At 42.2% G+C, this 25,499-nt stretch carries 44 protein-coding genes and 1 pseudogene; 41 read left to right on the top strand and 4 right to left on the bottom strand.

The window, feature by feature from the left end:
- Positions 1-450 precede the first annotated feature (450 nt).
- From hisB to JOD21_RS13475, 12 genes are all read left to right on the top strand, one after another.
- The gene (gene hisB, locus JOD21_RS13530; protein WP_041123182.1) at positions 451-1,041 is read left to right on the top strand and encodes an imidazoleglycerol-phosphate dehydratase HisB; all 591 of its coding nucleotides are present in this window, start codon (positions 451-453) and stop codon (positions 1,039-1,041) included.
- Positions 1,042-1,677 carry an imidazole glycerol phosphate synthase subunit HisH gene (hisH, locus tag JOD21_RS13525; RefSeq protein WP_204730123.1) on the top strand — a complete coding sequence of 212 codons (636 nt, stop codon included), beginning with the start codon at positions 1,042-1,044 and terminating at the stop codon, positions 1,675-1,677.
- Positions 1,674-2,402, top strand: a complete 729-nt coding sequence (hisA, locus tag JOD21_RS13520) for a 1-(5-phosphoribosyl)-5-[(5-phosphoribosylamino)methylideneamino]imidazole-4-carboxamide isomerase (protein ID WP_204730122.1) — start codon at positions 1,674-1,676, stop codon at positions 2,400-2,402. The genes hisH and hisA overlap by 4 nt, the downstream gene beginning before the upstream one ends.
- Positions 2,402-3,160: an imidazole glycerol phosphate synthase subunit HisF gene (gene hisF / locus JOD21_RS13515; protein WP_041123179.1), complete on the top strand. Its 759-nt coding sequence runs from the start codon at positions 2,402-2,404 to the stop codon at positions 3,158-3,160. Before hisA ends, hisF begins: the two co-directional genes overlap by 1 nt.
- Complete coding sequence (gene hisIE, locus JOD21_RS13510) at positions 3,157-3,783, top strand: bifunctional phosphoribosyl-AMP cyclohydrolase/phosphoribosyl-ATP diphosphatase HisIE (RefSeq protein ID WP_204730121.1); 627 nt, start codon at positions 3,157-3,159, stop codon at positions 3,781-3,783. Before hisF ends, hisIE begins: the two co-directional genes overlap by 4 nt.
- A 421-nt stretch (positions 3,784-4,204) precedes the next feature.
- On the top strand, positions 4,205-5,653 hold the full coding sequence (locus JOD21_RS13505; RefSeq protein ID WP_204730120.1) for a tetratricopeptide repeat protein: 1,449 nt from the start codon (positions 4,205-4,207) through the stop codon (positions 5,651-5,653).
- 85 nt (positions 5,654-5,738) lie between these two features.
- Positions 5,739-6,689: a thioredoxin-disulfide reductase gene (trxB, locus tag JOD21_RS13500; protein ID WP_204730119.1), complete on the top strand. Its 951-nt coding sequence runs from the start codon at positions 5,739-5,741 to the stop codon at positions 6,687-6,689.
- 536 nt (positions 6,690-7,225) lie between these two features.
- On the top strand, positions 7,226-7,684 hold the full coding sequence (locus JOD21_RS13495) for an NUDIX hydrolase (RefSeq protein ID WP_204730118.1): 459 nt from the start codon (positions 7,226-7,228) through the stop codon (positions 7,682-7,684).
- A 14-nt stretch (positions 7,685-7,698) separates the two neighbouring features.
- Positions 7,699-8,583 (top strand): RNase adapter RapZ, encoded by an 885-nt coding sequence (rapZ, locus tag JOD21_RS13490; RefSeq protein ID WP_204730117.1) that lies wholly within the window; start codon positions 7,699-7,701, stop codon positions 8,581-8,583.
- A complete protein-coding gene (locus tag JOD21_RS13485; protein WP_204730116.1) occupies positions 8,580-9,551 on the top strand; it encodes a gluconeogenesis factor YvcK family protein in 972 nt (323 codons plus the stop codon). Before rapZ ends, JOD21_RS13485 begins: the two co-directional genes overlap by 4 nt.
- 29 nt (positions 9,552-9,580) lie before the next feature.
- Positions 9,581-10,528 carry a DNA-binding protein WhiA gene (gene whiA, locus JOD21_RS13480; protein ID WP_204730115.1) on the top strand — a complete coding sequence of 316 codons (948 nt, stop codon included), beginning with the start codon at positions 9,581-9,583 and terminating at the stop codon, positions 10,526-10,528.
- A 21-nt stretch (positions 10,529-10,549) separates the two neighbouring features.
- Entirely contained in the window at positions 10,550-10,807 is a 258-nt protein-coding gene (locus tag JOD21_RS13475) for an HPr family phosphocarrier protein (protein WP_204730114.1), read from the top strand.
- Positions 10,808-11,197: 390 nt separating this feature from the next.
- Here JOD21_RS13475 and JOD21_RS13470 read toward each other — a convergent pair whose 3' ends face one another.
- The 3 genes from JOD21_RS13470 to JOD21_RS13460 are packed head-to-tail and all read right to left on the bottom strand — an operon-like array spanning position 11,198 to position 13,239.
- A complete protein-coding gene (locus JOD21_RS13470; protein ID WP_204730113.1) occupies positions 11,198-12,310 on the bottom strand; it encodes a site-specific integrase in 1,113 nt (370 codons plus the stop codon).
- Positions 12,311-12,356: 46 nt separating this feature from the next.
- Positions 12,357-12,785 carry an ImmA/IrrE family metallo-endopeptidase gene (locus JOD21_RS13465; RefSeq protein WP_204730112.1) on the bottom strand — a complete coding sequence of 143 codons (429 nt, stop codon included), beginning with the start codon at positions 12,783-12,785 and terminating at the stop codon, positions 12,357-12,359.
- A 4-nt stretch (positions 12,786-12,789) separates the two neighbouring features.
- Positions 12,790-13,239 (bottom strand): helix-turn-helix domain-containing protein, encoded by a 450-nt coding sequence (locus JOD21_RS13460; protein WP_204730111.1) that lies wholly within the window; start codon positions 13,237-13,239, stop codon positions 12,790-12,792.
- Positions 13,240-13,422: 183 nt separating this feature from the next.
- Here JOD21_RS13460 and JOD21_RS13455 point away from each other — a divergent pair, with 183 nt between their 5' ends.
- The 4 genes from JOD21_RS13455 to JOD21_RS13440 all read left to right on the top strand — a co-directional run bounded on the left by JOD21_RS13455 (position 13,423) and on the right by JOD21_RS13440 (position 14,689).
- Entirely contained in the window at positions 13,423-13,650 is a 228-nt protein-coding gene (locus JOD21_RS13455; RefSeq protein WP_204730110.1) for a helix-turn-helix transcriptional regulator, read from the top strand.
- A 32-nt stretch (positions 13,651-13,682) separates the two neighbouring features.
- Positions 13,683-14,006 (top strand): DUF771 domain-containing protein, encoded by a 324-nt coding sequence (locus JOD21_RS13450; RefSeq protein WP_204730109.1) that lies wholly within the window; start codon positions 13,683-13,685, stop codon positions 14,004-14,006.
- Between the two features lie 102 nt (positions 14,007-14,108).
- Positions 14,109-14,447: a DUF771 domain-containing protein gene (locus JOD21_RS13445; RefSeq protein ID WP_204730108.1), complete on the top strand. Its 339-nt coding sequence runs from the start codon at positions 14,109-14,111 to the stop codon at positions 14,445-14,447.
- 17 nt (positions 14,448-14,464) lie between these two features.
- Positions 14,465-14,689, top strand: a complete 225-nt coding sequence (locus JOD21_RS13440) for a hypothetical protein (RefSeq protein WP_204730107.1) — start codon at positions 14,465-14,467, stop codon at positions 14,687-14,689.
- 35 nt (positions 14,690-14,724) lie between these two features.
- On the opposite strand, the gene JOD21_RS13435 is transcribed toward JOD21_RS13440, so the two are convergent.
- The gene (locus tag JOD21_RS13435) at positions 14,725-14,925 is read right to left on the bottom strand and encodes a hypothetical protein (RefSeq protein ID WP_204730106.1); all 201 of its coding nucleotides are present in this window, start codon (positions 14,923-14,925) and stop codon (positions 14,725-14,727) included.
- A 77-nt stretch (positions 14,926-15,002) separates the two neighbouring features.
- On the opposite strand from JOD21_RS13435, the gene JOD21_RS19500 reads away from it, so the two are divergent.
- From JOD21_RS19500 to JOD21_RS13315, 25 genes and pseudogenes are all read left to right on the top strand, one after another.
- The gene (locus tag JOD21_RS19500; protein WP_275579600.1) at positions 15,003-15,125 is read left to right on the top strand and encodes a hypothetical protein; all 123 of its coding nucleotides are present in this window, start codon (positions 15,003-15,005) and stop codon (positions 15,123-15,125) included.
- On the top strand, positions 15,125-15,319 hold the full coding sequence (locus tag JOD21_RS13430) for a DUF3797 domain-containing protein (RefSeq protein ID WP_204730105.1): 195 nt from the start codon (positions 15,125-15,127) through the stop codon (positions 15,317-15,319). The genes JOD21_RS19500 and JOD21_RS13430 overlap by 1 nt, the downstream gene beginning before the upstream one ends.
- Positions 15,300-15,503, top strand: coding sequence for a hypothetical protein (locus tag JOD21_RS13425; RefSeq protein ID WP_204730104.1), 204 nt, complete (start codon positions 15,300-15,302; stop codon positions 15,501-15,503). Before JOD21_RS13430 ends, JOD21_RS13425 begins: the two co-directional genes overlap by 20 nt.
- A gap of 133 nt (positions 15,504-15,636) precedes the next feature.
- Positions 15,637-15,786: a hypothetical protein gene (locus tag JOD21_RS13420; protein WP_204730103.1), complete on the top strand. Its 150-nt coding sequence runs from the start codon at positions 15,637-15,639 to the stop codon at positions 15,784-15,786.
- Between the two features lie 115 nt (positions 15,787-15,901).
- Positions 15,902-16,579: a Rha family transcriptional regulator gene (locus tag JOD21_RS13415; RefSeq protein WP_204730102.1), complete on the top strand. Its 678-nt coding sequence runs from the start codon at positions 15,902-15,904 to the stop codon at positions 16,577-16,579.
- A gap of 18 nt (positions 16,580-16,597) precedes the next feature.
- A pseudogene (locus tag JOD21_RS13410) lies at positions 16,598-17,411 on the top strand (phage replisome organizer N-terminal domain-containing protein).
- Positions 17,320-18,213 (top strand): ATP-binding protein, encoded by an 894-nt coding sequence (locus JOD21_RS13405; RefSeq protein WP_204730101.1) that lies wholly within the window; start codon positions 17,320-17,322, stop codon positions 18,211-18,213. Before JOD21_RS13410 ends, JOD21_RS13405 begins: the two are co-directional and overlap by 92 nt.
- Before the next feature lie 22 nt (positions 18,214-18,235).
- Complete coding sequence (locus tag JOD21_RS13400) at positions 18,236-18,505, top strand: hypothetical protein (protein WP_204730100.1); 270 nt, start codon at positions 18,236-18,238, stop codon at positions 18,503-18,505.
- Positions 18,483-18,770 (top strand): hypothetical protein, encoded by a 288-nt coding sequence (locus tag JOD21_RS13395; protein ID WP_204730099.1) that lies wholly within the window; start codon positions 18,483-18,485, stop codon positions 18,768-18,770. Before JOD21_RS13400 ends, JOD21_RS13395 begins: the two co-directional genes overlap by 23 nt.
- On the top strand, positions 18,730-19,251 hold the full coding sequence (locus tag JOD21_RS13390; RefSeq protein ID WP_204730098.1) for a Holliday junction resolvase RecU: 522 nt from the start codon (positions 18,730-18,732) through the stop codon (positions 19,249-19,251). The genes JOD21_RS13395 and JOD21_RS13390 overlap by 41 nt, the downstream gene beginning before the upstream one ends.
- On the top strand, positions 19,248-19,643 hold the full coding sequence (locus tag JOD21_RS13385; protein ID WP_204730097.1) for a YopX family protein: 396 nt from the start codon (positions 19,248-19,250) through the stop codon (positions 19,641-19,643). The genes JOD21_RS13390 and JOD21_RS13385 overlap by 4 nt, the downstream gene beginning before the upstream one ends.
- On the top strand, positions 19,643-20,056 hold the full coding sequence (locus JOD21_RS13380; protein ID WP_204730096.1) for a replication terminator protein: 414 nt from the start codon (positions 19,643-19,645) through the stop codon (positions 20,054-20,056). Before JOD21_RS13385 ends, JOD21_RS13380 begins: the two co-directional genes overlap by 1 nt.
- A 27-nt stretch (positions 20,057-20,083) precedes the next feature.
- Positions 20,084-20,791: a hypothetical protein gene (locus JOD21_RS13375; RefSeq protein ID WP_204730095.1), complete on the top strand. Its 708-nt coding sequence runs from the start codon at positions 20,084-20,086 to the stop codon at positions 20,789-20,791.
- A gap of 91 nt (positions 20,792-20,882) precedes the next feature.
- The gene (locus JOD21_RS13370; RefSeq protein WP_204730094.1) at positions 20,883-21,254 is read left to right on the top strand and encodes a hypothetical protein; all 372 of its coding nucleotides are present in this window, start codon (positions 20,883-20,885) and stop codon (positions 21,252-21,254) included.
- 11 nt (positions 21,255-21,265) lie between these two features.
- Positions 21,266-21,439 carry a hypothetical protein gene (locus tag JOD21_RS13365; RefSeq protein WP_204730093.1) on the top strand — a complete coding sequence of 58 codons (174 nt, stop codon included), beginning with the start codon at positions 21,266-21,268 and terminating at the stop codon, positions 21,437-21,439.
- Between the two features lie 226 nt (positions 21,440-21,665).
- Positions 21,666-21,962, top strand: coding sequence for a hypothetical protein (locus JOD21_RS13360; protein ID WP_204730092.1), 297 nt, complete (start codon positions 21,666-21,668; stop codon positions 21,960-21,962).
- Positions 21,963-21,974: 12 nt separating this feature from the next.
- The gene (locus JOD21_RS13355) at positions 21,975-22,262 is read left to right on the top strand and encodes a hypothetical protein (RefSeq protein ID WP_204730091.1); all 288 of its coding nucleotides are present in this window, start codon (positions 21,975-21,977) and stop codon (positions 22,260-22,262) included.
- Positions 22,263-22,537: 275 nt separating this feature from the next.
- The gene (locus JOD21_RS13350) at positions 22,538-22,729 is read left to right on the top strand and encodes a hypothetical protein (protein ID WP_204730090.1); all 192 of its coding nucleotides are present in this window, start codon (positions 22,538-22,540) and stop codon (positions 22,727-22,729) included.
- Position 22,730: 1 nt separating this feature from the next.
- On the top strand, positions 22,731-22,976 hold the full coding sequence (locus JOD21_RS13345) for an IDEAL domain-containing protein (protein ID WP_204730089.1): 246 nt from the start codon (positions 22,731-22,733) through the stop codon (positions 22,974-22,976).
- A 9-nt stretch (positions 22,977-22,985) separates the two neighbouring features.
- Positions 22,986-23,201 (top strand): hypothetical protein, encoded by a 216-nt coding sequence (locus JOD21_RS13340; protein ID WP_204730088.1) that lies wholly within the window; start codon positions 22,986-22,988, stop codon positions 23,199-23,201.
- A 45-nt stretch (positions 23,202-23,246) separates the two neighbouring features.
- Positions 23,247-23,453 (top strand): hypothetical protein, encoded by a 207-nt coding sequence (locus JOD21_RS13335; protein ID WP_204730087.1) that lies wholly within the window; start codon positions 23,247-23,249, stop codon positions 23,451-23,453.
- Positions 23,425-23,808, top strand: coding sequence for a hypothetical protein (locus tag JOD21_RS13330; RefSeq protein ID WP_204730086.1), 384 nt, complete (start codon positions 23,425-23,427; stop codon positions 23,806-23,808). Before JOD21_RS13335 ends, JOD21_RS13330 begins: the two co-directional genes overlap by 29 nt.
- Positions 23,809-23,851: 43 nt before the next feature.
- Positions 23,852-24,175, top strand: coding sequence for a hypothetical protein (locus JOD21_RS13325; protein WP_204730085.1), 324 nt, complete (start codon positions 23,852-23,854; stop codon positions 24,173-24,175).
- Between the two features lie 5 nt (positions 24,176-24,180).
- On the top strand, positions 24,181-24,582 hold the full coding sequence (locus tag JOD21_RS13320) for a beta-sandwich lipoprotein (protein ID WP_204730084.1): 402 nt from the start codon (positions 24,181-24,183) through the stop codon (positions 24,580-24,582).
- 189 nt (positions 24,583-24,771) lie between these two features.
- Positions 24,772-25,491: a hypothetical protein gene (locus tag JOD21_RS13315; protein WP_204730083.1), complete on the top strand. Its 720-nt coding sequence runs from the start codon at positions 24,772-24,774 to the stop codon at positions 25,489-25,491.
- Positions 25,492-25,499 lie beyond the last annotated feature (8 nt).

Raw genomic sequence — 25,499 nt, 5'->3', positions numbered from 1 at the left:
CTGCGCTTTCCTGCCCCCGGGCGGTGAGCCTCCTCGAGCTTCGCTCTGCGGGGTCTCACCTGTCCCTTCCTGGGGCGGGAGTCTCCGTCCTCCGAATGCTCAGCTGAATAAGGTATATTTGAAGTATTTTTGTATACTAAAGAATTGGTATAAGTAACAAACTTAAATACTTAGAGTGGTTGGTATTAAAGGATGGGTAGACTCCTTATAAGATTTTAGATTCTAGTTAATAGGTGTTTTCTTATCGAGTACCATTAGTATATCTGCACAGCTGATGATTGGAGCGGAAGGGGGCGACTCCGGGACGATTAGTGGGAAGCTGAGACCCCGCAGGCGCAGCCAAGGAGGCTCAGCAACCACCGTCCGGAAAGCGTCCCCCTGGAGCTCCAATCTTCAGCCAGGTTATTAAAGCATAAATATAACTGCCATACATACAAAGGAGTGGCCAACATGACCGAACGAAAAGCATCATTAAAAAGAAAAACCAACGAAACAAACATCGCCCTCGCGCTTAACATCGACGGGGAAGGGAAAAGTGATATCAAGACAGACGTCCCATTCATGACCCATATGCTAGACCTCTTCACAAAGCACGGCCACTTCGACCTCACAGTTGAAGGCCGCGGCGACGTGGATATTGACGGACACCATACCACAGAAGATATCGGCATTGTACTCGGACAGGCATTGCTTGAAGCCCTCGGAGATAAAAAAGGGATCAAGCGTTACGGTAACGCATTTGTTCCAATGGATGAGGCGCTTGCGCAGGTAACAGTCGACTTGAGTAACCGTCCGCATTTAGTGATGAATGCTGAATTTCCGGCTGAACGGGTCGGCAATTTTGATGTGGAATTAGTCCATGAGTTTCTCTGGAAGCTTGCGATTGAAGCCCGCATGAATCTTCATGTCAATGTACATTACGGGTTCAATACGCATCATATGATTGAGGCTGTTTTTAAAGCGCTTGGACGTGCGCTTGATGAGGCGACTCAGATTGATCCGCGTGTTAAAGGTGTGCCATCAACGAAAGGGATGTTGTAAATGATCGGAATTGTCGATTATGGAATGGGAAATCTGTTCAGCGTGAGTAAAGCGCTGGAGCGGATTGGCGTTCCGTATATCATCAGTGATAAAAAAGAGCAGCTTGAAAAAACAGACGGACTGATTTTACCGGGTGTTGGTGCGTTTCGTGACGCAATGAAGCTGCTGGATGAAACAAATCTGTCTGGTTTTATCAAAGAACAGGCGCATGCTGGCAAGCCGATTCTGGGCATCTGCCTTGGGATGCAGCTGTTATTTGATGAAAGTGAAGAAAATGGCGTATTCAGCGGCCTCGGTCTTTTAAAAGGAAAGGCAGTGAAGTTTTCCGGCGAGTCAAATGGTGAGCGCTATAAGGTTCCACATATGGGCTGGAATAAGTTGATGTTTCATCAGGACTCGCCACTGACGGCTGATGTGGAAGCGGATCATGTCTATTTCGTGCACTCGTACTATGTGACTAATGAAGACCGCGACGCACTGATCGCATCCTGTGATTATTTCGGGGAAGTTCCTGCAGTTGTTGGTAAGGGAAATGTATTCGGCATGCAGTTTCACCCGGAAAAAAGCGGTGATCTTGGCATGGCATTATTGAAAAACTATACGCAGTATGTACAAAATACGGAGGTGGAAGTATGAGTTTCACAGTTTATCCGGCGATTGATATGAGAGGCGGAAAGTGTGTGCGCCTGACACAGGGCGATTATGCGCAGGAAACCATTTACGGTGATTCACCGTTTGATATGGCAAAGCAGTTTGTTGATGAAGGTGCAGAATGGATTCATATGGTTGACCTTGACGGTGCGAAAGACGGCAAGCGCGTGAATGATGTATTTGTTGAGCGCGTGGTAAAAGAACTGCCGGCACGCGTACAGGTTGGCGGTGGTATTCGTACAGAAGAAGACGTTGTGCACTATCTTGATCAGGGTGTGGACCGCGTGATTATTGGAAGTCTTGCAGTAACGAATCCTGCTTTAGTCAAAGAGTGGCTGAAGAAATACGGCGACCGCATTGCGATCGGTCTTGATGCGAAAAACGGCTACGTGGCAACACACGGCTGGATTGAGACATCTGAACTGAAAGCAGTGGACCTCGGAAAAGAGCTGGCTGAAGCTGGGGCTGAAACGTTTATCTTCACAGATATCGCAACGGATGGCATGTTAAGCGGACCGAATGTGGATGCTGTTGTTGAGCTTGCCGAGTGCACGGGTGCTGAAGTGATTGCTTCAGGTGGCGTCAGCTCACTTGAAGATCTGCGCACGCTGCAGGCTGTATCAGGAATCGGTGTTGCCGGTGCGATTGTCGGTAAAGCAATCTATACAAATAAATTCACTGTCAAACAGGCCATTGAGGAGACGTCTTGATGCTGACAAAAAGGATTATCCCATGTCTTGATGTAAAAGAAGGTCGTGTGGTGAAAGGGATTCAGTTTGTTGAACTGAGAGATGCAGGAGATCCTGTTGAGCTTGCCCGCGCCTATGATCAGCAGGGGGCGGATGAGCTTGTGTTTCTTGATATTTCAGCGTCACATGAAGGTCGCAAAACAATGGTCGATGTCGTGCAGGGTGTCGCAGCAGAGCTTGCGATTCCATTTACAGTGGGCGGCGGTATCAACGCGCTTGAAGATATGAAACGAATCCTCCGTGCAGGAGCTGATAAAGTGTCACTTAACACGGCTGCAGTGCTGCGCCCGGAATTGATCCGTGAAGGTGCAGAATACTTCGGCACCCAGTGCATCGTTGTTGCGATTGATGCGAAATGGGACGAAGAAGCCGGCACGTGGCGCGTCTATACGCACGGCGGGAGAAAGCCGACAGAGAGACTGGTACTCGACTGGGTGAAAGAAGCTGAGTCACTCGGAGCGGGAGAAATCCTGCTTACATCAATGGACCGTGATGGCGAGAAATCAGGTTTTAATGTAGAGCTGACAAAAGCAGTCAGCGAAGCAGTGAATATTCCGGTCATTGCTTCAGGCGGTGCAGGCGGCAGTGAAGACTTCACAGAAATTTTTACAGATGGAAAAGCAGATGCTGCCCTTGCCGCATCCATTTTTCACTATGAAGAAACAAGTGTAAAAGAAGTAAAAGCACATTTAAGAAATGAAGGAGTGAATGTCAGATGAGTATTGAAACAGGGAACATTCGCTTTGATGAAAAGGGATTAATTCCTGCAGTCGTGCAGGATGCGTCAACCGGTGAAGTGCTGACGGTTGCGTATATGAACGAAGCGTCTTATCAAAAATCAGTTGAAACAGGTGAAACATGGTTTTACAGCCGCTCACGCCAGGAGCTCTGGCATAAAGGGGCAACGAGCGGTAATACGCAGAAGATTGTGGAAATGAAGCTTGACTGTGACGGCGATTCACTCGTTGTGCGCGTTCAGCCTGCGGGTCCAGCCTGCCATACAGGTGAGCGGTCATGCTTTAATGAGACAGTCTATGAAGCGGATGAAAAAACTGCAGGCACACAGATTTTATCAGTGCTTGAAAAGCTGATTGCCGAGCGTCACGAGGAACGTCCGGAAGGGGCTTATACAACGTATCTGTTTGAGGAAGGCGTTGATAAGATCCTGAAAAAGGTCGGAGAAGAGTCCGCTGAAGTGATTATCGCTGCGAAAAACCGTGATAAGGAAGAACTGAAGTGGGAAACAGCTGATCTGCTGTATCATACACTTGTGCTGCTTCGCGAGCAGGGACTGCCGCTTGCAGATGTGATGAATGTTTTAGAAGAGCGTCATAATAAATAATGTATGGACACCCGTTTTCCTTTTGGAGCGGGTGTTTTTTGTGTGATGGTGCTGTTCGAGCGAGCGGACAGGGAAGGGGATTGAAGGTCACATAATCGCTGGTGAAGGTCGTATATCGCGCCGCGAAGGTCGGATACACCCGGGGTGAAGGTCGTATCTGGCCCCGCGAACGTTGTATCAGCCCAACCGAACGTCGTGCGCACGGTAATTGGTTGCAGCGGTCCACCTTCTTGATGACCTTAAGAAACTAAAGGCCTGTGTCCCAAGTGCATGAAGGGCGGCTTCGCTGTGTGCGGGCTTTGTCGTAGTAGCGGGTCTGACCCGCCTCTACCCTCTGCACCACCCGACAAAACCACCCCCTTTCCACACTCCGCAATCCGTGCTAAAATTGATTAGTTAATACACAGTACGGAGGCTATACATGAAAAAAGGATCGGATCATCAAAAAGGAAAGCTTGTGCCATTTACCCAGACAGGTGAGAGTATGTATAAAAGGGGAATGGCCATTTATCAGAAGGGTCAGCTCGAGAAAGCTGTGAAATACCTTGGGAAAGCCGCTGAACTTGAGCCGGAAGAGCCGATGATTGCGCTGCAGATTGCGATGATTGAAACGGAACTGGGACATTTCCAGGAGTCGAATGAGCGTTTGAAACGCATATTTGAATCAACCGATCCGTCAATGACAGAGGTTCACTATTTTATGGCGAATAACTATGCGCATCTTGGTTTATTCCAGGAGGCTTACCGCCATGTTAATAAATATTTAGACGATCAGCCTGAAGGTGAATTTTCAGAGGATGCTGAGGATTTGCTTGATTTACTGGAGTTTGAGGATGAAGATGGTTTTGACGAAGAGTTTGAGCAGGATGAGCTGATTGTTCATCAGGAGAAAGCGGGAAAACTGCTTGCTGATGGAAAGTTCAATGAAGCGATTGAAGTACTTGAGGGCGTTGTTGAACGTTTTCCGGATTACTGGTCCGCTTATAATAATTTGGCGCTTGCCTACTTTTATCAGGGTGATACAGAACAGGCTTCAGCGATCTTGACTGAAGTGCTGAACCGGAATCCGGGGAACCTGCATGCGCTATGCAACCTGGCCGTGTACTACCATTATGAAGGACGCGATCAGGAGTTGAAAGCTCTGACGAAAGCACTTGAAACAGTGCGGCCGTTTCTGATTGAACACCGCTTTAAGCTCGGTGCGACATTTGCTTTGCTGGGTCAGTATGAGCAGGCGTATGCGTGGCTGAGAAGCCTTTTGAAAAGAGGGTTTGAAGGAGACGGCGGTTTTTACTACTGGCTGTCGCATTCTGCATGGCAGACTGGTCATAAGAAAGCGGCAGAAGATGCGTGGAAGCGTGTCATTGAAGAGCAGCCTGACAAAGCCGGCCAGGAGCCCTGGAACCGTGCGACCACCCGAAATGATGAAAAACTGAAGACATTTTATCCGGAAGAGCGGATGTTTATCCTGTTTAAGGATATTCAGGAGTCGGACCGGTTTTTAAAAGAACCGCCGCCTGACTATTTTACGCAGATTGAAACGGATTATTATATGATGCTGCAGACTGATGAGCACCACGATACACCAATCAGCAGGGCTCACAGCGTAGCGGGTGAACTGCTGAAGCATTTTGAATTGAATGAGGCATCTCATCAGGGGCTGTTTTATATGTGGTTCCATATTGTTTATCACGGCTCTGTAAATGGGTATCCTTTTACTAATATAGAAGGACTCGCAGCTGCTGTGGAGTACTTGTGGAGAAAAGTGAGAGGGTCAAAGCTGACGCAGAAAGAGATCGCTGCTAAATATGGCGTAGCACCCGGAACGCTTGCGAGATATAAGCGTGAAATCGAGTGTTACCTTCCGTAAGCAGATGATTGGACGATTATTCACACTTGGATTACGATAAATGATGATATAAACCTATGAACTCATCTAAAAGGAGTGTCATTTCATGACTGAAGAAAAAATTTATGATGTAATTATTATTGGCGCAGGTCCTGCAGGGATGACAGCTGCTGTATATACTTCAAGAGCAAACCTATCTACACTGATGCTTGAGCGCGGTGTACCGGGCGGACAGATGGCAAATACAGAGGACGTTGAAAACTACCCTGGATTTGACCACATTCTCGGACCGGATCTTTCTAATAAAATGTTTGATCACGCGAAGAAATTCGGTGCTGAATATGCGTATGGCGATGTGAAAAGTATTGAAGACGGCAAAGATTATAAAACGATCAAAGCCGGATCAAAAGAATATAAAGCACGTGCTGTACTCATTACAACTGGTGCAGAATACAAAAAGCTTGGCGTGCCTGGTGAAAAAGAACTTGGCGGACGCGGTGTATCTTACTGTGCAGTTTGTGACGGCGCGTTCTTCAAGAATAAAGAACTTGTCGTTGTAGGCGGCGGTGACTCTGCTGTTGAAGAAGGTGTCTATCTGACACGATTCGCAAACAAAGTAACGATCGTTCACCGCAGAGACGAACTGCGCGCGCAGAAGATTCTCCAGCAGCGTGCATTCGATAATGATAAAATTGATTTTATCTGGAACTCAACAGTGAAGGAAATCAATGAAAAAGACGGTAAAGTCGGTTCTGTGACGCTTGTATCGACTGAAGACGGATCGGAAACAGACTTCACTGCAGACGGCGCATTCATCTATATCGGAATGGTGCCGCTGACGAAGCCGTTTGAAGGTCTCGGTATTTTAAATGATGAAGGGTATATTGAGACGGATGAGCTGATGCGTACGAATGTGCCTGGTATTTTTGCAGCAGGCGATGTGCGTGATAAGACGCTTCGCCAGATTGTAACGGCAACGGGCGACGGCAGTGTGGCTTCTCAGGCAATCCAGCACTATGTGGAAGAGCTTGCTGAGTCGTTGAAGGTGCAGTCTTAATTATCAATAAGAACCGCTGGTCATTTCCGTGGAGGGCTGCGCTTTCCTGCCCCCGGGCGGTGAGCCTCCTCGAGCTTCGCTCTGCGGGGTCTCACCTGTCCCTTCCTGGGGCGGGAGTCTCCGCCCTCCACTCCAATGACCAGCTTTTTCATCTTTAAACTAATCTTTTTTAAAGTATCTGAATGCCAACATACCTGGTGATCCTCGCTACAGAGGACGACTCGGGAAAGCGTTCTCCTTAAGTGGATGTTACCAGCCAACTTTAATAACGCGTATTAGATTAATAATTCTTTATCTAATCGTTACCAAACTGTAACCATAACGCAACAATAAGCGGGTATAGTAAAACCATAAGTAATTGACCCCCTTAAATATATATTTTGGCACGGACTTGAAACAGTCCGTGCCCTTTTTTTGTCTTCATATTGAAGAGGAGATTTGCATAAGGATAGAGAAGGAAACAATACGGCTTAATTGTGAGTGACTTTGAAAGCATGTATAATAAAATGAATGAGCAAAAATGAGCAGGTGATGATATGCAGAGAATAACGAATTGTGTCTATATAAAAGATAATCAGGCGCTTCTTCTACAGAAGCCGAGAAGAGACTGGTGGGTTGCGCCGGGCGGAAAGATGGAGCCGGGTGAATCAGTCCGGGATGCTGTGATTAGAGAGTACCGAGAAGAAACAGGTATTTATGTAAAAAACCCTGATATTAAGGGGATTTTCACGTTTATTATAAAAGATGGTAACGAGGTCGTTTCTGAGTGGATGATGTTCACATTCCTTGCAACAGAAGGTGATGGTCTGATGCTTGAAGAGTCTCCTGAGGGAATTCTTGAGTGGCAGCCGGTCGAAGCGATTCAGTCCCTTGATATGGCTGAGGGTGACCGCCACATTCTTGAATACGTGGTTCACGGTCAGGGTGTGATCTATGGAACATTCACTTATACAAAAGATTTTGAGCTTTTATCTTATCGTCTGGATCCTAGCTGAGAGGGAGTGTCGTGATGTCAACAGATATGGAATTAGTGATTATTACCGGAATGTCCGGAGCTGGTAAAACGGTAGCGATCCAAAGTTTTGAAGATCTCGGTTTCTTCTGTGTGGATAATCTGCCTCCGACGCTGCTGCCGAAATTTCTTGAACTCATGAAAGAATCCGGGGATAAGATGAACCGGGTGGCAGTTGTCATGGATTTAAGAGGGCGTGAATTTTTTGATTCACTTTTTCAGGCACTCGATCAGTTTGATAAAGAAGAAATACTGAAGCCGCGCATTCTGTTTTTAGATGCAGAGGATCAGGCGCTTGTCAGACGCTACAAAGAGACGCGCCGCTCTCATCCGTTGGCACCTGCGGGTCTACCAATGGAGGGGATTAAGCAGGAGCGGGTGCTGCTTGCCGATCTGAAAGGGCGCGCACAGACCATTTATAATACGTCTAATTTGAAACCGAGAGAACTGCGTGAGAAAATTCTTCAGGAGTTTTCAGTGAATAAGCAGTCATTGTTTACCGTCAATGTAATGTCGTTTGGATTCAAACATGGTTTACCGATTGATGCTGACCTTGTTTTTGATGTGAGGTTCCTGCCGAATCCCCACTATATTGACCACATGAGACCCCAGACAGGCCTGGATGAAGAAGTTTCTGAGTATGTGATGAAATGGACAGAGACGAAAAAGTTTCTGGAGAAAACAATTGATCTTCTGCAGTTTATGCTTCCGCATTATAAGCGTGAAGGCAAAAGTCAGCTTGTGATTGCCATTGGCTGTACAGGCGGTCAGCACCGTTCTGTTGCGCTGGCTGAAGAAATTGCGCGTGCATTTGCGAAGGATTATCACACTCAGATCACACACCGTGATATTCATAAAAAGCAGGGACTGCCCAAAACATGAACAGGCAGGGAAAAGTAGTCGTGATCGGAGGCGGGACAGGCCTGTCTGTTCTGCTGCGGGGGCTGAAGCAGCATCCGCTCGATCTCACGGCAATTGTAACAGTGGCGGACGACGGGGGCAGTTCGGGAAGAATCAGGGATGACCTGAAAATTCCGCCTCCGGGTGACATCAGAAATGTCATTGCTGCATTATCTGATGTTGAACCGCTCGTTGAAGAAATGTTCCAGTACAGATTCGCAGGTAAAAATGAATTGGACGGTCATTCGCTGGGGAACTTAATTATCGCAGCGATGACATCAATCACCGGAGACTTTGCGCATGGCGTTGAGGAAATGAGTAAAGTACTGAATGTCAGAGGGCGCGTTCTACCGTCTGCCAACCAGAGTATCGTGCTGTCTGCTGAAATGGAAGACGGATCGATTATCAAAGGTGAGTCTAAAATTCCATACAGCGGCAAAAAAATCAATCGTGTCTTTTTATCGCCAAAGCATGTTAAAGCTCTGCCGGCAGCTGTAGAAGCGATTGAGGAAGCTGATATGATCATTATCGGACCAGGTTCACTTTATACAAGTATTCTGCCAAACCTGCTTGTCAAACAAATTGGACAAGCAGTGCTGAAGAGTAACGCACCAAAAGTGTATATATGCAACCTGATGACCCAGGCTGGTGAAACGATGAACTACACTGCCTCGCAGCATGTTGAGGCAATCTATCAGCATATGGGATCTAAGTTTATGGATTATGTACTTGTTAATAATGAAGATGTACCGGCTGAAATCCGCTCACTTTATGATAAAGAAATGGCGGAACCCGTAAAATTTGATGTAGATCGCTTAAAAGGGCTCGGACTTCAGGTGGTTTATGATAAAATAATCATTAATCGCGACGGGCTGATCCGTCATGATACAGACCGGGTCGCAGAAATTGTTGTCCGCTTAATGGCTGAATCAAAAGGCCAGCTCGCGTAGTTAGTGAAAGAGGGAGGCGGAAAAGACATATGTCGTTTGCGTCAGAAACGAAAAAAGAACTCACCCAGATTGAGGCAAATGATTGCTGTTCGAAAGCGGAATTATCCGCGCTGATCAGAATGAACGGAACACTGTCTTTTTCAAACAGAGTCTTAATCGTTAATATTCAAACAGAAAATGCGGCAATTGCCCGCAGAATCTATACACTTATTAAAAAGAATTATACTGTGCAGGTAGAGCTGCTCGTCCGTAAAAAGATGCGGCTGAAGAAAAACAATGTTTATATCGTCAGAATCGCTGAACAGGCGCGCGATATACTTGAAGATCTGAATATCCTCGGTGAAAGTTTCAGCCTGAACCACGACATTTCACCTGCCACAATCGGAAAAAAGTGCTGTCAGCGTGCTTATCTGAGAGGAGCATTCTTAGCAGGCGGTTCAGTGAACAACCCTGAAACTTCTTCTTATCACCTTGAAATTTTCACGCTTTACGAGGAGCATAATGATTCACTGGCTAATCTGATGAACCAGTTTAATCTGAACAGTAAAACGATTGAACGTAAAAAAGGGTTTGTCACTTATCTGAAGGAAGCTGAAAAAATCACTGAATTCTTCAGTCTGATTGGTGCACACCAGGCACTGTTGCGTTTTGAGGATGTACGGATTGTCAGAGATATGAGAAACTCTGTCAACCGTCTTGTGAATTGTGAAACAGCGAATCTGAATAAGACGATTGGTGCAGCACTCAGACAGGTGGAGAATATCCGTTTTATCGAACGTACTGCAGGTCTTGGCATCCTGCCTGACAAGCTCCGTGAAATCGCGGAACTCAGAGTCGCCTATCAGGATGTAACGCTAAAAGAGCTTGGTGAAATGGTCTCCGGCGGCGCTGTCAGCAAGTCCGGAATTAACCATCGTCTCAGAAAGATTGATCAGATAGCAGAAAAGCTTCGTAAAGGTGAAATGGTACAAAGTTAAATTCAGGCAGGGGGAGATCAGATGCAGCAAAAAGAAGTGACAGTTAAGTTGAAAAGTGGATTGCAGGCGAGGCCTGCATCCATCTTCGTTCAGGAGGCAACAAAGTTTCAGGCAGAAGTGTTTATCGAAAAGAATAACAAGAAAGTAAACGCAAAAAGCATCATGGGCCTGATGAGTCTTGCACTCGGCACAGGTGAGACCTTCACGCTAATTACTGAAGGCAATGATGAAGAAGCAGCTATGCAAACGCTTGCTGAGTATGTGGAAAAAGAAAGTTGATGAAGATCCCTCCTCCGGCTGTGCCGGGGGAGGGTTTTTTGCAGGTATGGGGCCGGAGCGGGCTTGAGTTGCTGCAGTGAGTCCAGCGGATGTGACACGCTCACGCCGCGCTAGCTGCCTGGCGGACGTGGAATGCTACAAGTGGTCGGTTGTATCGCTACTTCCTAAGCGCAGATTACTACCTCACAAGCGCAAACCACTACACAGCCACTACACACCCAACAAAAAAAGCCAACCACTCATCAGAGTGATCGGCTGTACTGTACGCCCTCGAAGGGAATCCTTTTAAGGCGTTTTTAACCTATAATATAGCCTTTCATTATTATTTTGTGTAGTGTGATGTGTAGTAAAAGTGTTTTATCTATGTTTTTCAAAGATATTCAGGTGAGTTTACTGAGCAATTTTCGTCATCTGATTTAATACATCTCTTGTCTTGGTTTTTTCTTTATTTTCCATCTCTTTTAGCACATGAGCGTATGTTTGAAGAGTAACAGTTGTATCTTTATGGCCGGCTCGTTCTGAGACGTATTGAACATTTATATCATTGAAAAGTAATATTGATATATGGGTATGTCGCAAACCATGAACAGTGATCTCAGGTTTAATTTCAAGCTTCTTTAATGCTTTTTTTAAAATCTTATTCGGAGCAGCGTTTGAGTAAGTTCCATATTTCGTTCTGGGGTTAAAAAATACCATGCCGTCAAGAGTAGTTACAGAAGATTTAAATAATTCGTCTTGGAATAGTTTCATTGTCCATTCATCCATTTCAAGGTCTCTTTCTTCACTCTTCAGCGGTCCGATCCCTTCGCCATATTTATAGTCTAATGTGCGTCTTACTTCGATGATATTTTCATCAAACTTAAAATCAGATTTCTTTAAACCTAAAAGTTCCCCGTATCTCATACCTGTCTGCAGTCCTAAAATTAATAAATAATACAAGGGGCTCCTAGATCTGTGTATGTGTAAATACTCTAAAAGCATTTGAGCATCAGAGAAACTTAAAAACTTATCATTTGCAGACTTCGCTTTAACCTGGCCATTTATTTCAACCCCACGAGTAAAATCAGTTCTAATAATCCCTTCATCAACCGCTTCTTTTACACAGGCTCTAATATGGGTGTTGATCTTACGTAAAGTTTCATGACTATGTTTTTTACCAAAATTATTAAGGAATCTCTGATACCTTCTTTTATTAATATCTTTAATTTTTATTCTGCCGAATTCTTCTTTGATGATGTTATGAGTAGTCTTATAGCGCTTTTTAGTGGGGGTCGCACGATTTGATTTAAAATCTTCAACCCATTCCTCAAAGTAATCAGCGAATATATCCGAAGAATAAGACTCCTGTACACCTTCAGCAAGATCCAGTTCAACTTTAGCTGCAGCAAGACGAGCTTCCTTTTCTCCTTTAAATCCACCTTTACGAATTGGATCATACTTACCATCAGTATATCTACTTACTGTATATTGCCATGTCTTTCCCCTTTTTGTGATACTGGCCATGAATTCCCTCACCTCCCCAAATTGATTAAATTATGTCAGGCTATCATTAAATTTTTTGGGGCTGCAAACGTTCATGAATGAGGCTCCTTGGAATGCCATATTCATGAACTGCTTCTTTTAGCAGCACCTGATCGTATGTATAGTCACTTGCAAATAATAGGCCTATAGCAAACCTATTCGCTTCAATCTCAATTTTATCTGTGGAATAAAAAGTGTGGCTTTTTAAAAATGGGGTATTAGCATCGGGGTGCAAAAGTGCATGTCCGAGCTCATGTGCACAAATAAATTTTTTCTTATTCTCGGATGCAGATTCATTGATGTGGATGAGTTTAATTCTATAATTTTTATGGTAATATCCCAGAGTTTTGCCTAGGTCTTCAAAAATTACCTGAATACCAATCTCTTCAGCTATTTTAAAAGGACAATTTGTTTTATATTTTTTCATCACGTGATTAAGAGCAGTTTCAACAGACATAAAATCACTCCGGATCTTTGTATTTCTTTGGCGTGAACTTTTGTTTAGCAAGTCTCTTAGCCAATCTTAATGAATTTTCAAGACTGGATTTCAATAGTTCTTTGTCCTCTTCATCCATATCATCAAAAGAATTACCATCAAAAGCTGCATATGCTCCATTTCCTTCAAGATTATCTATCATTTTTTGTAATTCCTTTTGAATATCCCTCTCATCTTTGTCATTTAATTCTGGTAGTTCGTTGTTTTCCTTCTTAACCATCATTTCTAATTCATCTACTGTAAGACCGAGACCATTACAAACTTTAATTACGTTATCAACTGAAGCCTTCCCAATACCTCGTTCAAGCATCGATCTAAGAGTAGTTGGAGGTATTCCAATACTTTCTGCAAAAGCTTTTTTACTAAAACCTTGCTCTGTAATTAATCTGTCTATAATTTTCGCTCTTTTATCCAATTTAATATCTCCTTTATATACGATATTTCGTCTATGAGTTTATATTACATCACGGTATTATTGATGTAAATAAAAATAAAACGAAATATCGTATTTTTTATTGTTTTTTCATTGACAAAGAACGACACTGCGTTTATATTTGATTCACAGATGAACGCAATTGCGTTTGGGGAGGTGAATAGAATGTTAGTTAACTTGAAAGCCGAAATGGCTCGAAAGGGTATTCCTCCCAAAAAGATAGCGAAGTTTCTAGGCGTTAAAACTCAAACTGTCAATGACAAATTGAGCGGGAAATATAAATTCTCTTTTGAACATGCTTTAGCTATCAGAGATGAATTTTTTCCTGACAAGAAACTTGAATATCTTTTTAAAAAAAATAAAGAGGAATTCCGAGCTAGGCAAAATGCATAGTCATCTGTGGTTTTGAGAAAGGGGGTGAGGTAGTGAATCAGCAATTTGCAGTTCAGGTTTCAATTCCAGTTCCTGATCATTTGGTCATTATAGAAAAAGTTGAATTGAAGAGACTTCAAGATCAAGAGTTGAAGGGTCTCTGGTGGTCTATGAAGGATCTTGAAGATAGAACTGGCAAAAAGTCTTACTGGATCAAAGAAAACATTCTTTCAAAAGCAAAGTACAGAAAAACGCTGGATGTTAAGTATGGTGGTTTTGTTTACTATCCAGAGATCAAAGGAGAGACATATGCATTTCATGCTTTGAAAATGGCTGATTTTCTTGATGATCACTTTGCAGAAATTTATATGCGTTAAGTTTCTTAAAACTATGATTTGAACGTCACTTAGTATTTTAAATGTATTTCTCCTTTGATTAATCGGGAAGTTATATACAAACCGATTAAGGAGGAATTCAAAATGAGTAATCAAAAATTCAAAGTCGAACTGTCGATTGAAGTGCCAGATCACTTAGTCGTGATTGAAAAGGTAGAGCTTAAGAGACTGCAAGAGCAAGAGCTTAAAGGAATGTGGTGGTCCTTGAAAGATTTAGAGGAACGCACGAAGAAAAAACGCAACTGGCTTGAAGATAACATTCTCTTTTCAACAAGGTTCAGAGAGAAGATCGATGCCAGGAACGGCGGATTCGTTTACTACCCTCAAAAGAAGGGTGAAAAGTGGACATTCCTTGCAAGTGGTGCGGCTGAGTTTCTTGATAAGTATTTTAGCGATATTTGTTCTGGTAAATCAGATGAGTGAGGGGTGATGAAAGAGTGATGAGTGAAAATGAAAATGCACAAGACCGACACGATCGGTTGATGAAACTATCAAAAAAGTTTTCAAAGTTAATTTTGTCTGAGTGTAAAACAATCAATGAAGCTGAGTTTGTGGCAAGAGAGACTGAGAGGCAGTTGAAGTATCTGCCGATTAAACTAAATGACTCAGAAAAAAACACTGTTAAAAGATTTAAAGAAGGACAGGTCTATTTAGATCAAATTTAAAACAACCCCTGGTACCAACAGGAGTTGTTAACGGATTAAAATTTATTAACCGATCGGGGTCTCCCAAAGGAGTAATGAAAATCATTGTAAGTACCTTGATTAGGGTCATCAAAGTTTGTGGTGGGGCCAAAACTTGCCGATACAATTATCCACCCTTTATTCAAGTAAGTGTTGGCTGATTCCTCGCCAACTACATTGTTAATTTCAACAATTGGATCATCATAATTCCAGTTCAAAATATCCACCTCCTTCTAAATCATTTTAACAGACTCTAAGAAGGGGATGATTATTAAATATTTTAGGAGGTTAACACGTGGCAACTGAACCATTTTTTATAAAAGTAAGGCTTGAAGCCGAGCGTTTGCTTCAGGAATCAGATAAATATCCTGCTCTTAAGAAATTAGTGAAGAGTGGCCAGAAAGGTGGCAATCATTAATGAGACTTGAACGATTAATGGAACTAGGAAAACAACATTCTAAATGTCCGCAATGCGGCAGTTCAAAAATCGGCGGTGGATCAGGAATGATCTATGTTGATGACACGACTTTTCGAAGAACTTGCAAATGTGGTTGGAAAGTTGAAGTGAAAGAAGAAGGAGGTTCTAAAACACATGCCAACATTTCCAGTTAACGAAAAAGATCAAGCTGAAGCATTGGCAAAGAGATCTTACTTAAGTAGAGAAGAAGCTGCAGCTGCTTTTGCGCTTGGAGAAAGAATCGAATATATGCATAAGGGCGAATGGGATGAAATTAATCCATTTTTCCATACTACCGCAGTTTTTCAATTCGCTCCAGCATTCCGCAGAAAACAGTAAAAATGATCAAAGAGTACATCCAGTACTTGAAATGGCGACACATCAGCGGCCGAGTGAATCATGAGCCTTTGAACTATGAGCAGTTTGTCATTTTATCATTCATGGCAAGGAAAATAGATTGGGGTGAGGAACAATGGGCGGAATTGAAATCATTATCATGGGAGCGGCAGCAGGCGTCATTACTTTCGGACTCTGCGGGATGTACTATACAGCTTGTAAGGAGGTCAAAGGTGTGGAGAGATACGCTTATGCACCTGCAGAGCTTTTTGAAACAAAAAAATAACCGACCAGGTATGAACTGGACGGTTGGGGGGTTTCGAAAGCATGAATAAATTCGTTGATTTCATTTTATCGGAACCCTCGCATTTTGACAACTACTTTTAGCAGGAGGGCTATAAATGAGTACTACAAAAGACCTTGTATTTAATAAAGATGGTATTGCTGTAACAGATAGTAGAGACGTAGCGGACATGATCGACAAACGACATAACGACCTGCTCCGTACAATCAAAGGTTATGTGGATATTTTAGAGAACGCAAAATTGCGTTCTGTTGATTTCTTCATACCTAGCTCATATAAAACATCAGGAAACCTACGATCTTATGAATGCTTTCTCTTAACGAGAAAAGGCTGTGACATGGTTGCCAACAAAATGACCGGTGAAAAAGGTGTGTTGTTTACTGCTGCTTATACAACTCAGTTTGAAGAAATGGAACAGCAATTAAAATCACCTAAACCTCTTACTGATCAAGAACAGAGAATTGCTGTACTGCAGGCTACTCTTGAGCATGAAAAGAAGTTTGAACAGTTTGATGAGCGGATGGAGAAGCTCGAAAACAATACACGCATCGATGCTTTTCAGCAGACGGTCATCCAAAAGCAGATTGGTAAGCGTGTTGCAAGAGTGCATGATGATGAAAATCTTAATCCTGATCAGTTGGATAAAAAGAAAATTTATCCCCAGCTCCACCGCAATCTAAGAGACTCATTCCGAGTACCTTCATACCGGGATATCAGACGGATTGATTTTGATGATGCAGTGTCATGGATTCGTAACTGGAGACCAATGATTTAAATCAAAGGAGTGTTTTAATTGTCTGAAGTTAAATGGATTAAGTTAAGCACTCAGATGTTTGAAGATGAAAAAATTCGTCTTATTGAGAGCATGCCTGAGGCTGACACAATCTTAATCATATGGGTGAAGTTACTGGCTCAGGCCGGTAAAACGAATGCCAGTGGATACATTTATCTGAATGAAAATATCCCTTACACAGAAGAAATGCTGGCTACTATTTTCAATCGTCCGCTCAACACAGTTCGGTTAGCGTTACAGACGTTTAGAGACTTCGGAATGATTGAGTTAGAACAGGATAATTTTGTAAGAATCGCAAATTGGGGCAAACATCAAAGTGAATCAGCTTTGGAAAAGATTAGAAAAGACACGCGTGAGCGAGTAGCCAAACACCGTGAAAACAAAAGGATTGAGCAAGAAAACAGTAACGTTACAGGTAACGGACATAGAACTAGAAGAAGAATTAGAAGAAGAGAAAGAAAAAGAATATATCCCTTTCTTTGAAATTATCGAATATCTGAATGAAAAAGCAGGTACGAACTTCAGGTCAAGTTCTAAAAAAACCAAAGACCTGATTAAAGCACGGTGGAATGAAAAATTCACACTGGATGAATTCAAGTCAGTGATTAACAAAAAGGCTGCAGAGTGGAAAGGTAATCCTGATATGGAGCAGTACCTCAGACCAATCACACTCTTTTCTACGAAATTTGAATCATACCTAAATCAGCCGGAGGTGAAGAAACGTGAACCAACTAAAGCACAAGGATCCGGAGAGTTTAGCCAAGATTGGCAGGAAGCTATTCAACAACGGAAAGATTCCGCCGGCAAGTTCTAACCGCTGCCAGAATAAATATGCAGGAGAAAAGAGCCCATGTAACCGGGTCCTGATGATCGACGACTCAGGCAAAGAGTACTGCATGTACTGTGATCACATCATGCAGGAAGATCAGCAACTGGCTGCCGCGGCCAAAGAAAATGCCCGTAAAGAGCGGATGTTTCGGCTTCAGGATCACTTTAACCTTTATAGCATCATTCCAAAGCGACTACAGAAAGCAGGGTTTGATAATTACAATCCGGCAAATGAAAGCCAGTCCAGGGCATTAAATGACTGCAGGAGGTACGCAGAAAACTTCCCGAAGAACCTGAACGAAGAGAATGATATCGGATTACTGCTTCATGGCATGTATGGGCTTGGCAAGAGTCATCTTGCAGTAGCGATTGCTAAAAGAGTCATAGAGTTGGGATCTACCCACACGAAGCCGGACGGAACAGAAGGAATCACGGTGATCTTTATTAACCTTCCGGAACTGGTCACTAAAATTAAGGCTACATGGCGGAAGGATAGCAACATCAGTGAATCTCAGATCTTAGACATGCTAAAAACATGTGATCTGCTAATCATTGACGAGCTGGGCGGTGCTATGAACAAACAGGATGAGCAGGGGCAGAGTTGGTTAAACGATATGTTGTTCCAGATCACAGATGCCAGACAGGGAAGAAACACCATCTACACATCTAACCCGGATCCGGAAGAACTGCAGCAACATGTCAGTAAAAAGATATATGAGCGCATCTTTGCAAACATTCATATCCTTGAATTCACAGGTAAGAGTTATCGCATGAATGGATCATTTTAAATGACGAAAGGAGCGGGATCATATGTGTGATCATTGTAACGGTCATGGAGCCACCTATAAGTTTCATTCGTTTGGCAAAGAAACTATTCCTTGCCCTATGCCTGAATGCCAGGAACGCAACTTGAAACAGGCTGAAGAAAGCAGCAAACGCACAAGAGAAAAAATCGATGCAGCATGCATGAAGTTTGGCATTGATCCGGATGAAATGAGAGCGGAATGCCGGAAAAAGATTGAAGATTCATATAAAGCGATTGGAAAGCGTTTGAGAGATGTACATCCATCTGCTGTTTGACCAGGCAATTGCAAAAAAAGATAAAAGCATGGCACTGACCATTGATTATCTTGTAAACGAAAAGAAGGTCGCGGTTAAATATCACGATCACGAAACACTTTACCGATACGTGAAGCCGCAAAATATAAAAAGGCTTAACGAACTGCTAAATGAATACCTAAAAGAGAAAAGAACAGATACAGACTGGGTCCTGTACGAACTGTTCAATGAAGAGGGTGAAGGAAATGAAATCAAGGAGCCATGCGAACCGAGGGAAGACGCTTGAAATATACATTGATCAGGCTAATGCAACATATCAGCAGCGTGGTCAGGCGGTGGTAGTCAGGCAACACCCTGAAGTAAAGGTTACTGGATTCAAGGATAAAAAGGTGACTGACGGGTTCTATAAATCAAAAGGGGCACCGGATTACATCGGGCTCGCTAGTAATCTTCCAGTTTGTTTTGACGCTAAAGAAACAAAGTCAGAAACGAGTTTTCCGATCGACAATGTACATCAACATCAGATTAAGGACTTGAAGCATTGGGAAGACCAGGGAGGTTTTAGCTTCCTGATCATACGGTTCGTCACACATAAAAAAACATACTTGCTGCCATTCAAAGCATTTAATCAATGCCTAAAAGAGTGCCGTGTACGGGACGTGAAGAGCATTCCGTATCAAGTCATTCAGCAACGGGGCAAATTAATCACTGCAGGGAGCAATATCACACTGGATTGGCTGACTGCTGCATGGGAGGTGAGAGAGTGAGAGAGATTAAATTCAAAGCAGTAATTAAGGCAACCAATGAAGTATTTCCTGTTACAACTATTTGGAGCAATTCTGTTTGTTTGGATTTAACAGACAGTGAATATGAATATGACTCCAAAGTATTTAATAACGATGAAGTCTTTTTACTTCAATACACAGGAGTGAATGATAAAAACAGCCAGGAGATTTATGAAGGGTATATAGTGTCTCAGAAAATACATGGACCGGACCCGTTAGAATATGGAGCGTTTGATGGCGTTGTCACTATGTTAGAGGGGCAATGGGTTATCGACAATGAAATTGATTATTGCATACCTTTGTGGTCAGAAATTAATGAAAATGAAGTGGTAGGCAATATTTATAAAAACCCTAAGTTGAAGGAGGAAAAATAATGACTACAAAAATTGATTTTAATAACTTCGCAAATGGAGCTCTCGCAGAAAAGCTAAACAGAGAGATTCAAAGGGTCATGGAAAATATAGAGGATCCGAACACCGAATTTAAGACTAAACGATCAGTGACTTTAACCCTTTCATTCTCTGCTGAGGAAGATCGTGAACTGATCTCCACGGATGTTCAGGTTAAAAGTAAGCTGGCACCTACTAAATCAGTTAGTGCAAGAATGCTTCTGGGTCGTGATGAAAAAGGTGTGGTCGGAGCGGAGCTCAAATCAGGGGTTAAAGGTCAAATGTATATGACTGAAAACGGTGACCTTGCTGATGACAAAGGGAACGTTGTGAAAGATGAAGATCAGCGTGAGGAGAACATAGTTGATTTCCGCGCCACGAAAAAGCAATCCAAATAAACTATAAAACTACTGGAGGAATTAAACATGATTAAAGAAGCTATGGAGTATCTACTAAGCAAAGCAGGAAACGAAGTCTATGAGCAGCATGGCCAAACATATTCAACTGAGCGTATGCACCTTGTGAAGCGTCCAGTTGCTGACCCGCTCGTACTTAACACATTAAAAGGAATTGTTGATTACATTGATGAAAATGTAGATCGTGAGACAGACTTGATCATTCACATCAAGAGTCCTGAGCAGGTTGAAGTACTAAAGCAGCTCAATGATGACAGAGAGCGGGAAGTATTGATCAGATCTATCGCCTGGCTACCTGAGTTCAGTTTTGACCGATTCTATGATTCTGAAGCATTCAACATTAAGCTACAGTCATGCTTTGTAGAAAATGAAGATCGTAAAATCGCTCTGAAGGTAGTCGGGAATATTCGAGAGGACGCTGTTAAAACTGTAGGGGATGACGGCACCAGTCAAAGTGTCGTTGCTAGAACCGGAGTGTCTTCAGTAGATAACGTGAAGGTACCTAACCCTATTACATTAGCACCTCGAAGAACGTTTGTTGAAGTAGCTCAGCCAGAGAGTGATTTCATCTTCCGCATGAAAGATGGTCCGGCTTGTGCATTGTTCGAAGCTGACGGAGGCTATTGGAAACATGAAGCCATGAGAAACATCCGTAAATACTTAGAAGATGAACTGAGCGGCACAATGGACAGTGGTTCAGTCATGATCATCTCGTAAACCAGTTAAATGAGGGGCGTTTGAGAAAGCGTCCCTTCTCTATAATCACAAACAGTTAATATTTTCACAAAATAGAAAAAGGTGTGAGGTTATGAACGTTGTAATCGGGCAATCTGGCACAATCTATAATGCTAAGACATTAGAAGAGTTATCACACATCGATTATGTATACATGCAGATTGAGAGGGTGGTTGCCTATATACATGAGCGGATTGATGCAATAAGAAAAACGGCAGAAGGTTTTATTCAATTTGTAATTGGGATCGCTCATGCATGGGTGGAACGTGTAAAAGCGATATTTGGAAGTGTAGAAAAATTCAAAGAAGAGATCTATAAAACAATTGACCATATCGAGCAGCAGAAACAGGTACGCCGCTCCTGGTCTATGGATGTTGATACGCGAGTGAAAAGCCAGGTGCTTGATAACCGCCCTCAGCATTATGTACGAAAGATTCTTAAATAGGAGCGGGTGTCATGCCGAGATACGTTACAGAGCACCGATCAGTTAATAGAGAGCGTGATTACTTAACGGTCATAACAATCTTTGAAGAGGCTGCCGGCAGAAAAGTAGTCAGAGACACAGTTCCATTTACACGAAGTCAATTACTACTGGTAAGCCGCAGCGGGAAGTATGAGGTGGTTTCATGAATGCATTAAATCATCTTGCCATGCCGTTCATGGTTGGGTACCTGACAATCTCAATTTGTATGATCATTATCGGGGTTGTCGGATTCGTATACGTTGCTATCCAAGTACACAAAACAAATCGTCAGTTTAATAGAGCAAGGGCTGAAACGGAAGCCAGATATCGGAGGATCATGAGCAAGGTTCATAAATAAACAGTACTGAGCAGATAACAAAGCGGGTGATCAGTATGAGTTGTATAAGACTAACAGTCATAAATGGTGAGGGGCATGTAGGAATTCTCTTAAAGCCTGTAAGAGAAAATGGACGCTTTAAAGGTTACATAGCGAATTTCTATGACCCTCGGACAAAAAAGTACTACCAGCAATATGAACATTACTATTCTTTACGGCCATATCACTGGGATCGGGATGAAGTCATGCAAATAAATGCTGATGAACAATTTAAAAGGGAGCTGCAGGAGATATCCCGCTCCCTAGCTTTTCAAACGAATGATCGTGAGTGGTATGACGGACAATTTACATGAGGAGTGAATGATATGTTACCAAACCCACAGTATTCACCACTGGCAAGACAAACAACGAAGTATGACCGGAAAGTCGCTGAAGAGATTATCGAGCGTGAGGGGACACGTGAGGCTATTCTGTACTTCGAAAAGAAAGCTTCTAAGCTATCAGATTACGCATACTGGTTTTACTTATCTACTTGCTGGGTGAGCTATACCGGATGGTCGGACCTTCAGAAGTGGAAGAAGCTGTTTAATAGCAAGCGGCCGGACAGAATGAAAGCCATCATGAAACCATTCGAGGTTGATTTCCTGTTTTGACTGCCTGAGACAGTAACCATATATCGGGCAAAGAGACCAAATGAAAAGGACTGGATCGCTTACACTCTTTCTCCAAAAATCGCTGCAAGATTTGCTATGGAGCGGGGCGTCAATACAGTCCATGAATATAAAGTAAAACGTTCTGATATTTTAGCACTTTTCCTGCGCCGCGGCGAGGATGAAGTAATTGTCCTGGATAAGAGCAAAGTGACTCATGTGAGAGAGGTCGGAATCTTTGTTCAGCCTAAAAAAACATATTGAATGGAGGAATGGTTATGAATATCAAACAAATCACTTTTCTTGAGGCAATGAAGCTGGTCGACGAGGGCAATATTTCAAATTTATTTATTGAAAAAAACGGTGTGATAGAGATGTGCGATTTAATCGAGCTTACTAAAGCAGAGTTTTTGAAAATACCATTCACTGAAATGGCAGGTCGTAGTTATTTCATTTTGGAAGGTGAGTAATATGTACAACGAAAGCCATGAGCTATACAAAATTCTTATTGCAAAGTTCATACACGGATCAGATATTTTCACTGAAGCTTCTGAGGCTGTTGAAAACGAAAAGCCAGCCGAAGAACTTCCGGAGATTAACCAGCTTGAAGCAGAGAATCTTAAGCGGCTGATCGATAAGGCGCTTCAAGAAGGTGACAAGGAACGATTCATCCAGTATTCGAATCAACTTAGAGAAAACAGTGATATGAAGAAATGAGGTGCTGATATGAAAAAGTTTGAAGGTGGCAAAGTTACCAATCTTGATACTCGGAGTGAGTTTGAAAAAGGGCATGACACTCTCATGGAAGCTTTACCTTGGATCATGAAACAATTTCCAGCTCAGGCTCAGGCGCTTAAAAAGAAATATGATCTTTTGGTAGAGCAAGGGTTCACTGAAGCCCAGGCTATGGAAATTGTGAAAAGCAGACCTATTTGGGAGTGATTTAGATCTGACACAAGATACGTCGCAAGGAGGTCTTAATCTTGTATGAAGGTTGAAGTGTTAAATCTCAAAAAAGAAACAAACAGTGATCTCTTAATTAAATACGGTGAATGGTATGCGAAGTATCAAAATACTTCATCAGAAAAGAAGCAACAAGAATATCTGTCAATTCTTTTTCAGTATACGAGAGAAATTTTAAACAGAATGGATGGTGAAAATTCAGTTGCAGAGAAACATACAGACGGAGTTTGAAAACCTGTGTAAAATCGCTGAACAATATGGCTTTAATGTGAAGGTTTCTGGCTTTATTAAATTCAACGGAATTGTATTTCAGTCAAAAGAAATATGGGTTTCATCAAATCTTGATTTGAAAACTATTCATGCTTTCACACATGAAATAGGTCACGCCAAAGATTTTGATAAAGGCAGTTTTAATCTTGAAAAATACAAGTCAAATTATAATTACAGACTAATTAAAGAAGCTATTGCGTGGTGGTATGGATTTTTCTTCTGTAAACATCAAGGGATTTCTACTAAAGGATATTTCCAACACGCATATAAGATGTGGAAAAACTATTTAAAAAAGAATGTTTTACTGCCTAAGTAAATCGCATCCCGAACATTCCACGTCGTAGAGAGGAGAATGAATGATGGATTCATTGACTATCAAATATCAATTAAAAAAAGAAGTGTGCACTTGCTGTTATCAAGCTTTACCTGAGCCGCAAACAAGCAGTACTTCAGAATTCACCTTTAATAAGGAACAAAGTTTATCCTATGCACCATGGGAAGATATTTTGGAAGATCAAGATGAGTTTGAAGAATTTGTTGAAGAATATGCAAGTGATACTATCCAATTCTTTGCCGGAACGTCTACAGCTGTAGTTATGATCGAAAAAAGCGAAATAGATAAAGTGAAAGAGTTTTTAAAAACGAATGTAAAAAACGCAGCGCATCACAAATTGAAAGGTTGATGAATATGAAGAAGAAAATATTAGTAGCGTTCATAAGTTTGCTAGCAGTTGTATTAGTTGCATGTACTGAGGCCGATACAGTTTCAGAGAATCTATCCAAAGAAGCTGACTCTTTCAAGGTAGAAAGACGAGTAGTGTTCTTTAATGGGATTACAGATAAATACCTTCTCACTGTGGAGGGTAGGTGTTCTCTTGGTAATACAGACAGTGATTTGAGAATGACAGTAACTTGTAAGATCGGTGAAGACGAGTATGTAAAGCATACGCTTGGATTAAGCGACAATGTTAGCTTCTTTTCAGAACAGCTTGAATCAAAAAGTGTAGATCCTTTTCATTACAAAGTAATCTTCAGACCGGAAACGATAATACCGGATATTGACCTTCAAACTAGCGGTGATGAAGAATGATGACCCAATCCAATTTAAAAAATGTTTTGTTCATCCTGCTGTTTGTATCCTTATCCTCCATCTTTGGATTTCACGAGATGTTGATAACGATACTGGCAATCATGCTATTGATGTTAATTGATATAGCTAGTTACCTGAAATTTATAGCTGTAGATGATTTCAAAAAGAAATATAAAGAGGTGATTGGAAATGTCAAAAATCACAGTTGAAGAGTATCTCGATTTGAAAGACAAAAAGTACCTGGATAAAGATATCGCTAAAAAATTCGGCATGCAGCAATCAAAACTAAGCTCTTGGAAAAACAGTATTGCTATTCAAGGTCAGATCACTGAAGAAAAACGCAGAAGACTTGCTAACAGAGAAAAGCAGGAGCCTGTAAAACCTACCACTCCTATCTACAGAGAGGGAGAACGTGTTCAGCCGCTCCGCTCAAAGACACTTGATAAGCCATTAGAGCAGGAGACCCCTCAAAGAAAATCACAGGTACCCAAGAATAACAAAATTGATAACAGTGAGCGGGATTGGGAGGAAATCGAAGTAACGGTCGATATTGAAGAGCACAGTGAAACGAATGATAACAATCCGTCTGTAGAAAGTGTGGCTTCAGTAAAGTGCGATCCATCAAATGAGGAATACGAGAATCTGCTCAAACAACTATCCAGTGCACTAGAAGGTACGCCGATTGAGCTGTCTACTCCTGCAAATGATGAGCTTATTGAATACAGAATGAAGACTCATCATCAGGCTGAAGAAATCGATGGTCTGAAGAAAGAAGTCTATGAATTGGACTATCAGCTGCAGAATCACATTAAAAAGTCAGATGCTCTATATAAAGAAAATATGAAACTAAAAGCAGAAACAATTGCATTGAGAAAGCTTGTTGAATTATACATTCCAGCAATTTCATAAATGAGAGG

The organism is Jeotgalibacillus terrae (assembly GCF_016908195.1).
GTDB lineage: Bacteria > Bacillota > Bacilli > Bacillales > Jeotgalibacillaceae > Jeotgalibacillus > Jeotgalibacillus terrae.
Note: the sequence above shows the minus strand (reverse complement) of the source record. Positions and strands in the feature narration are given on the sequence as shown.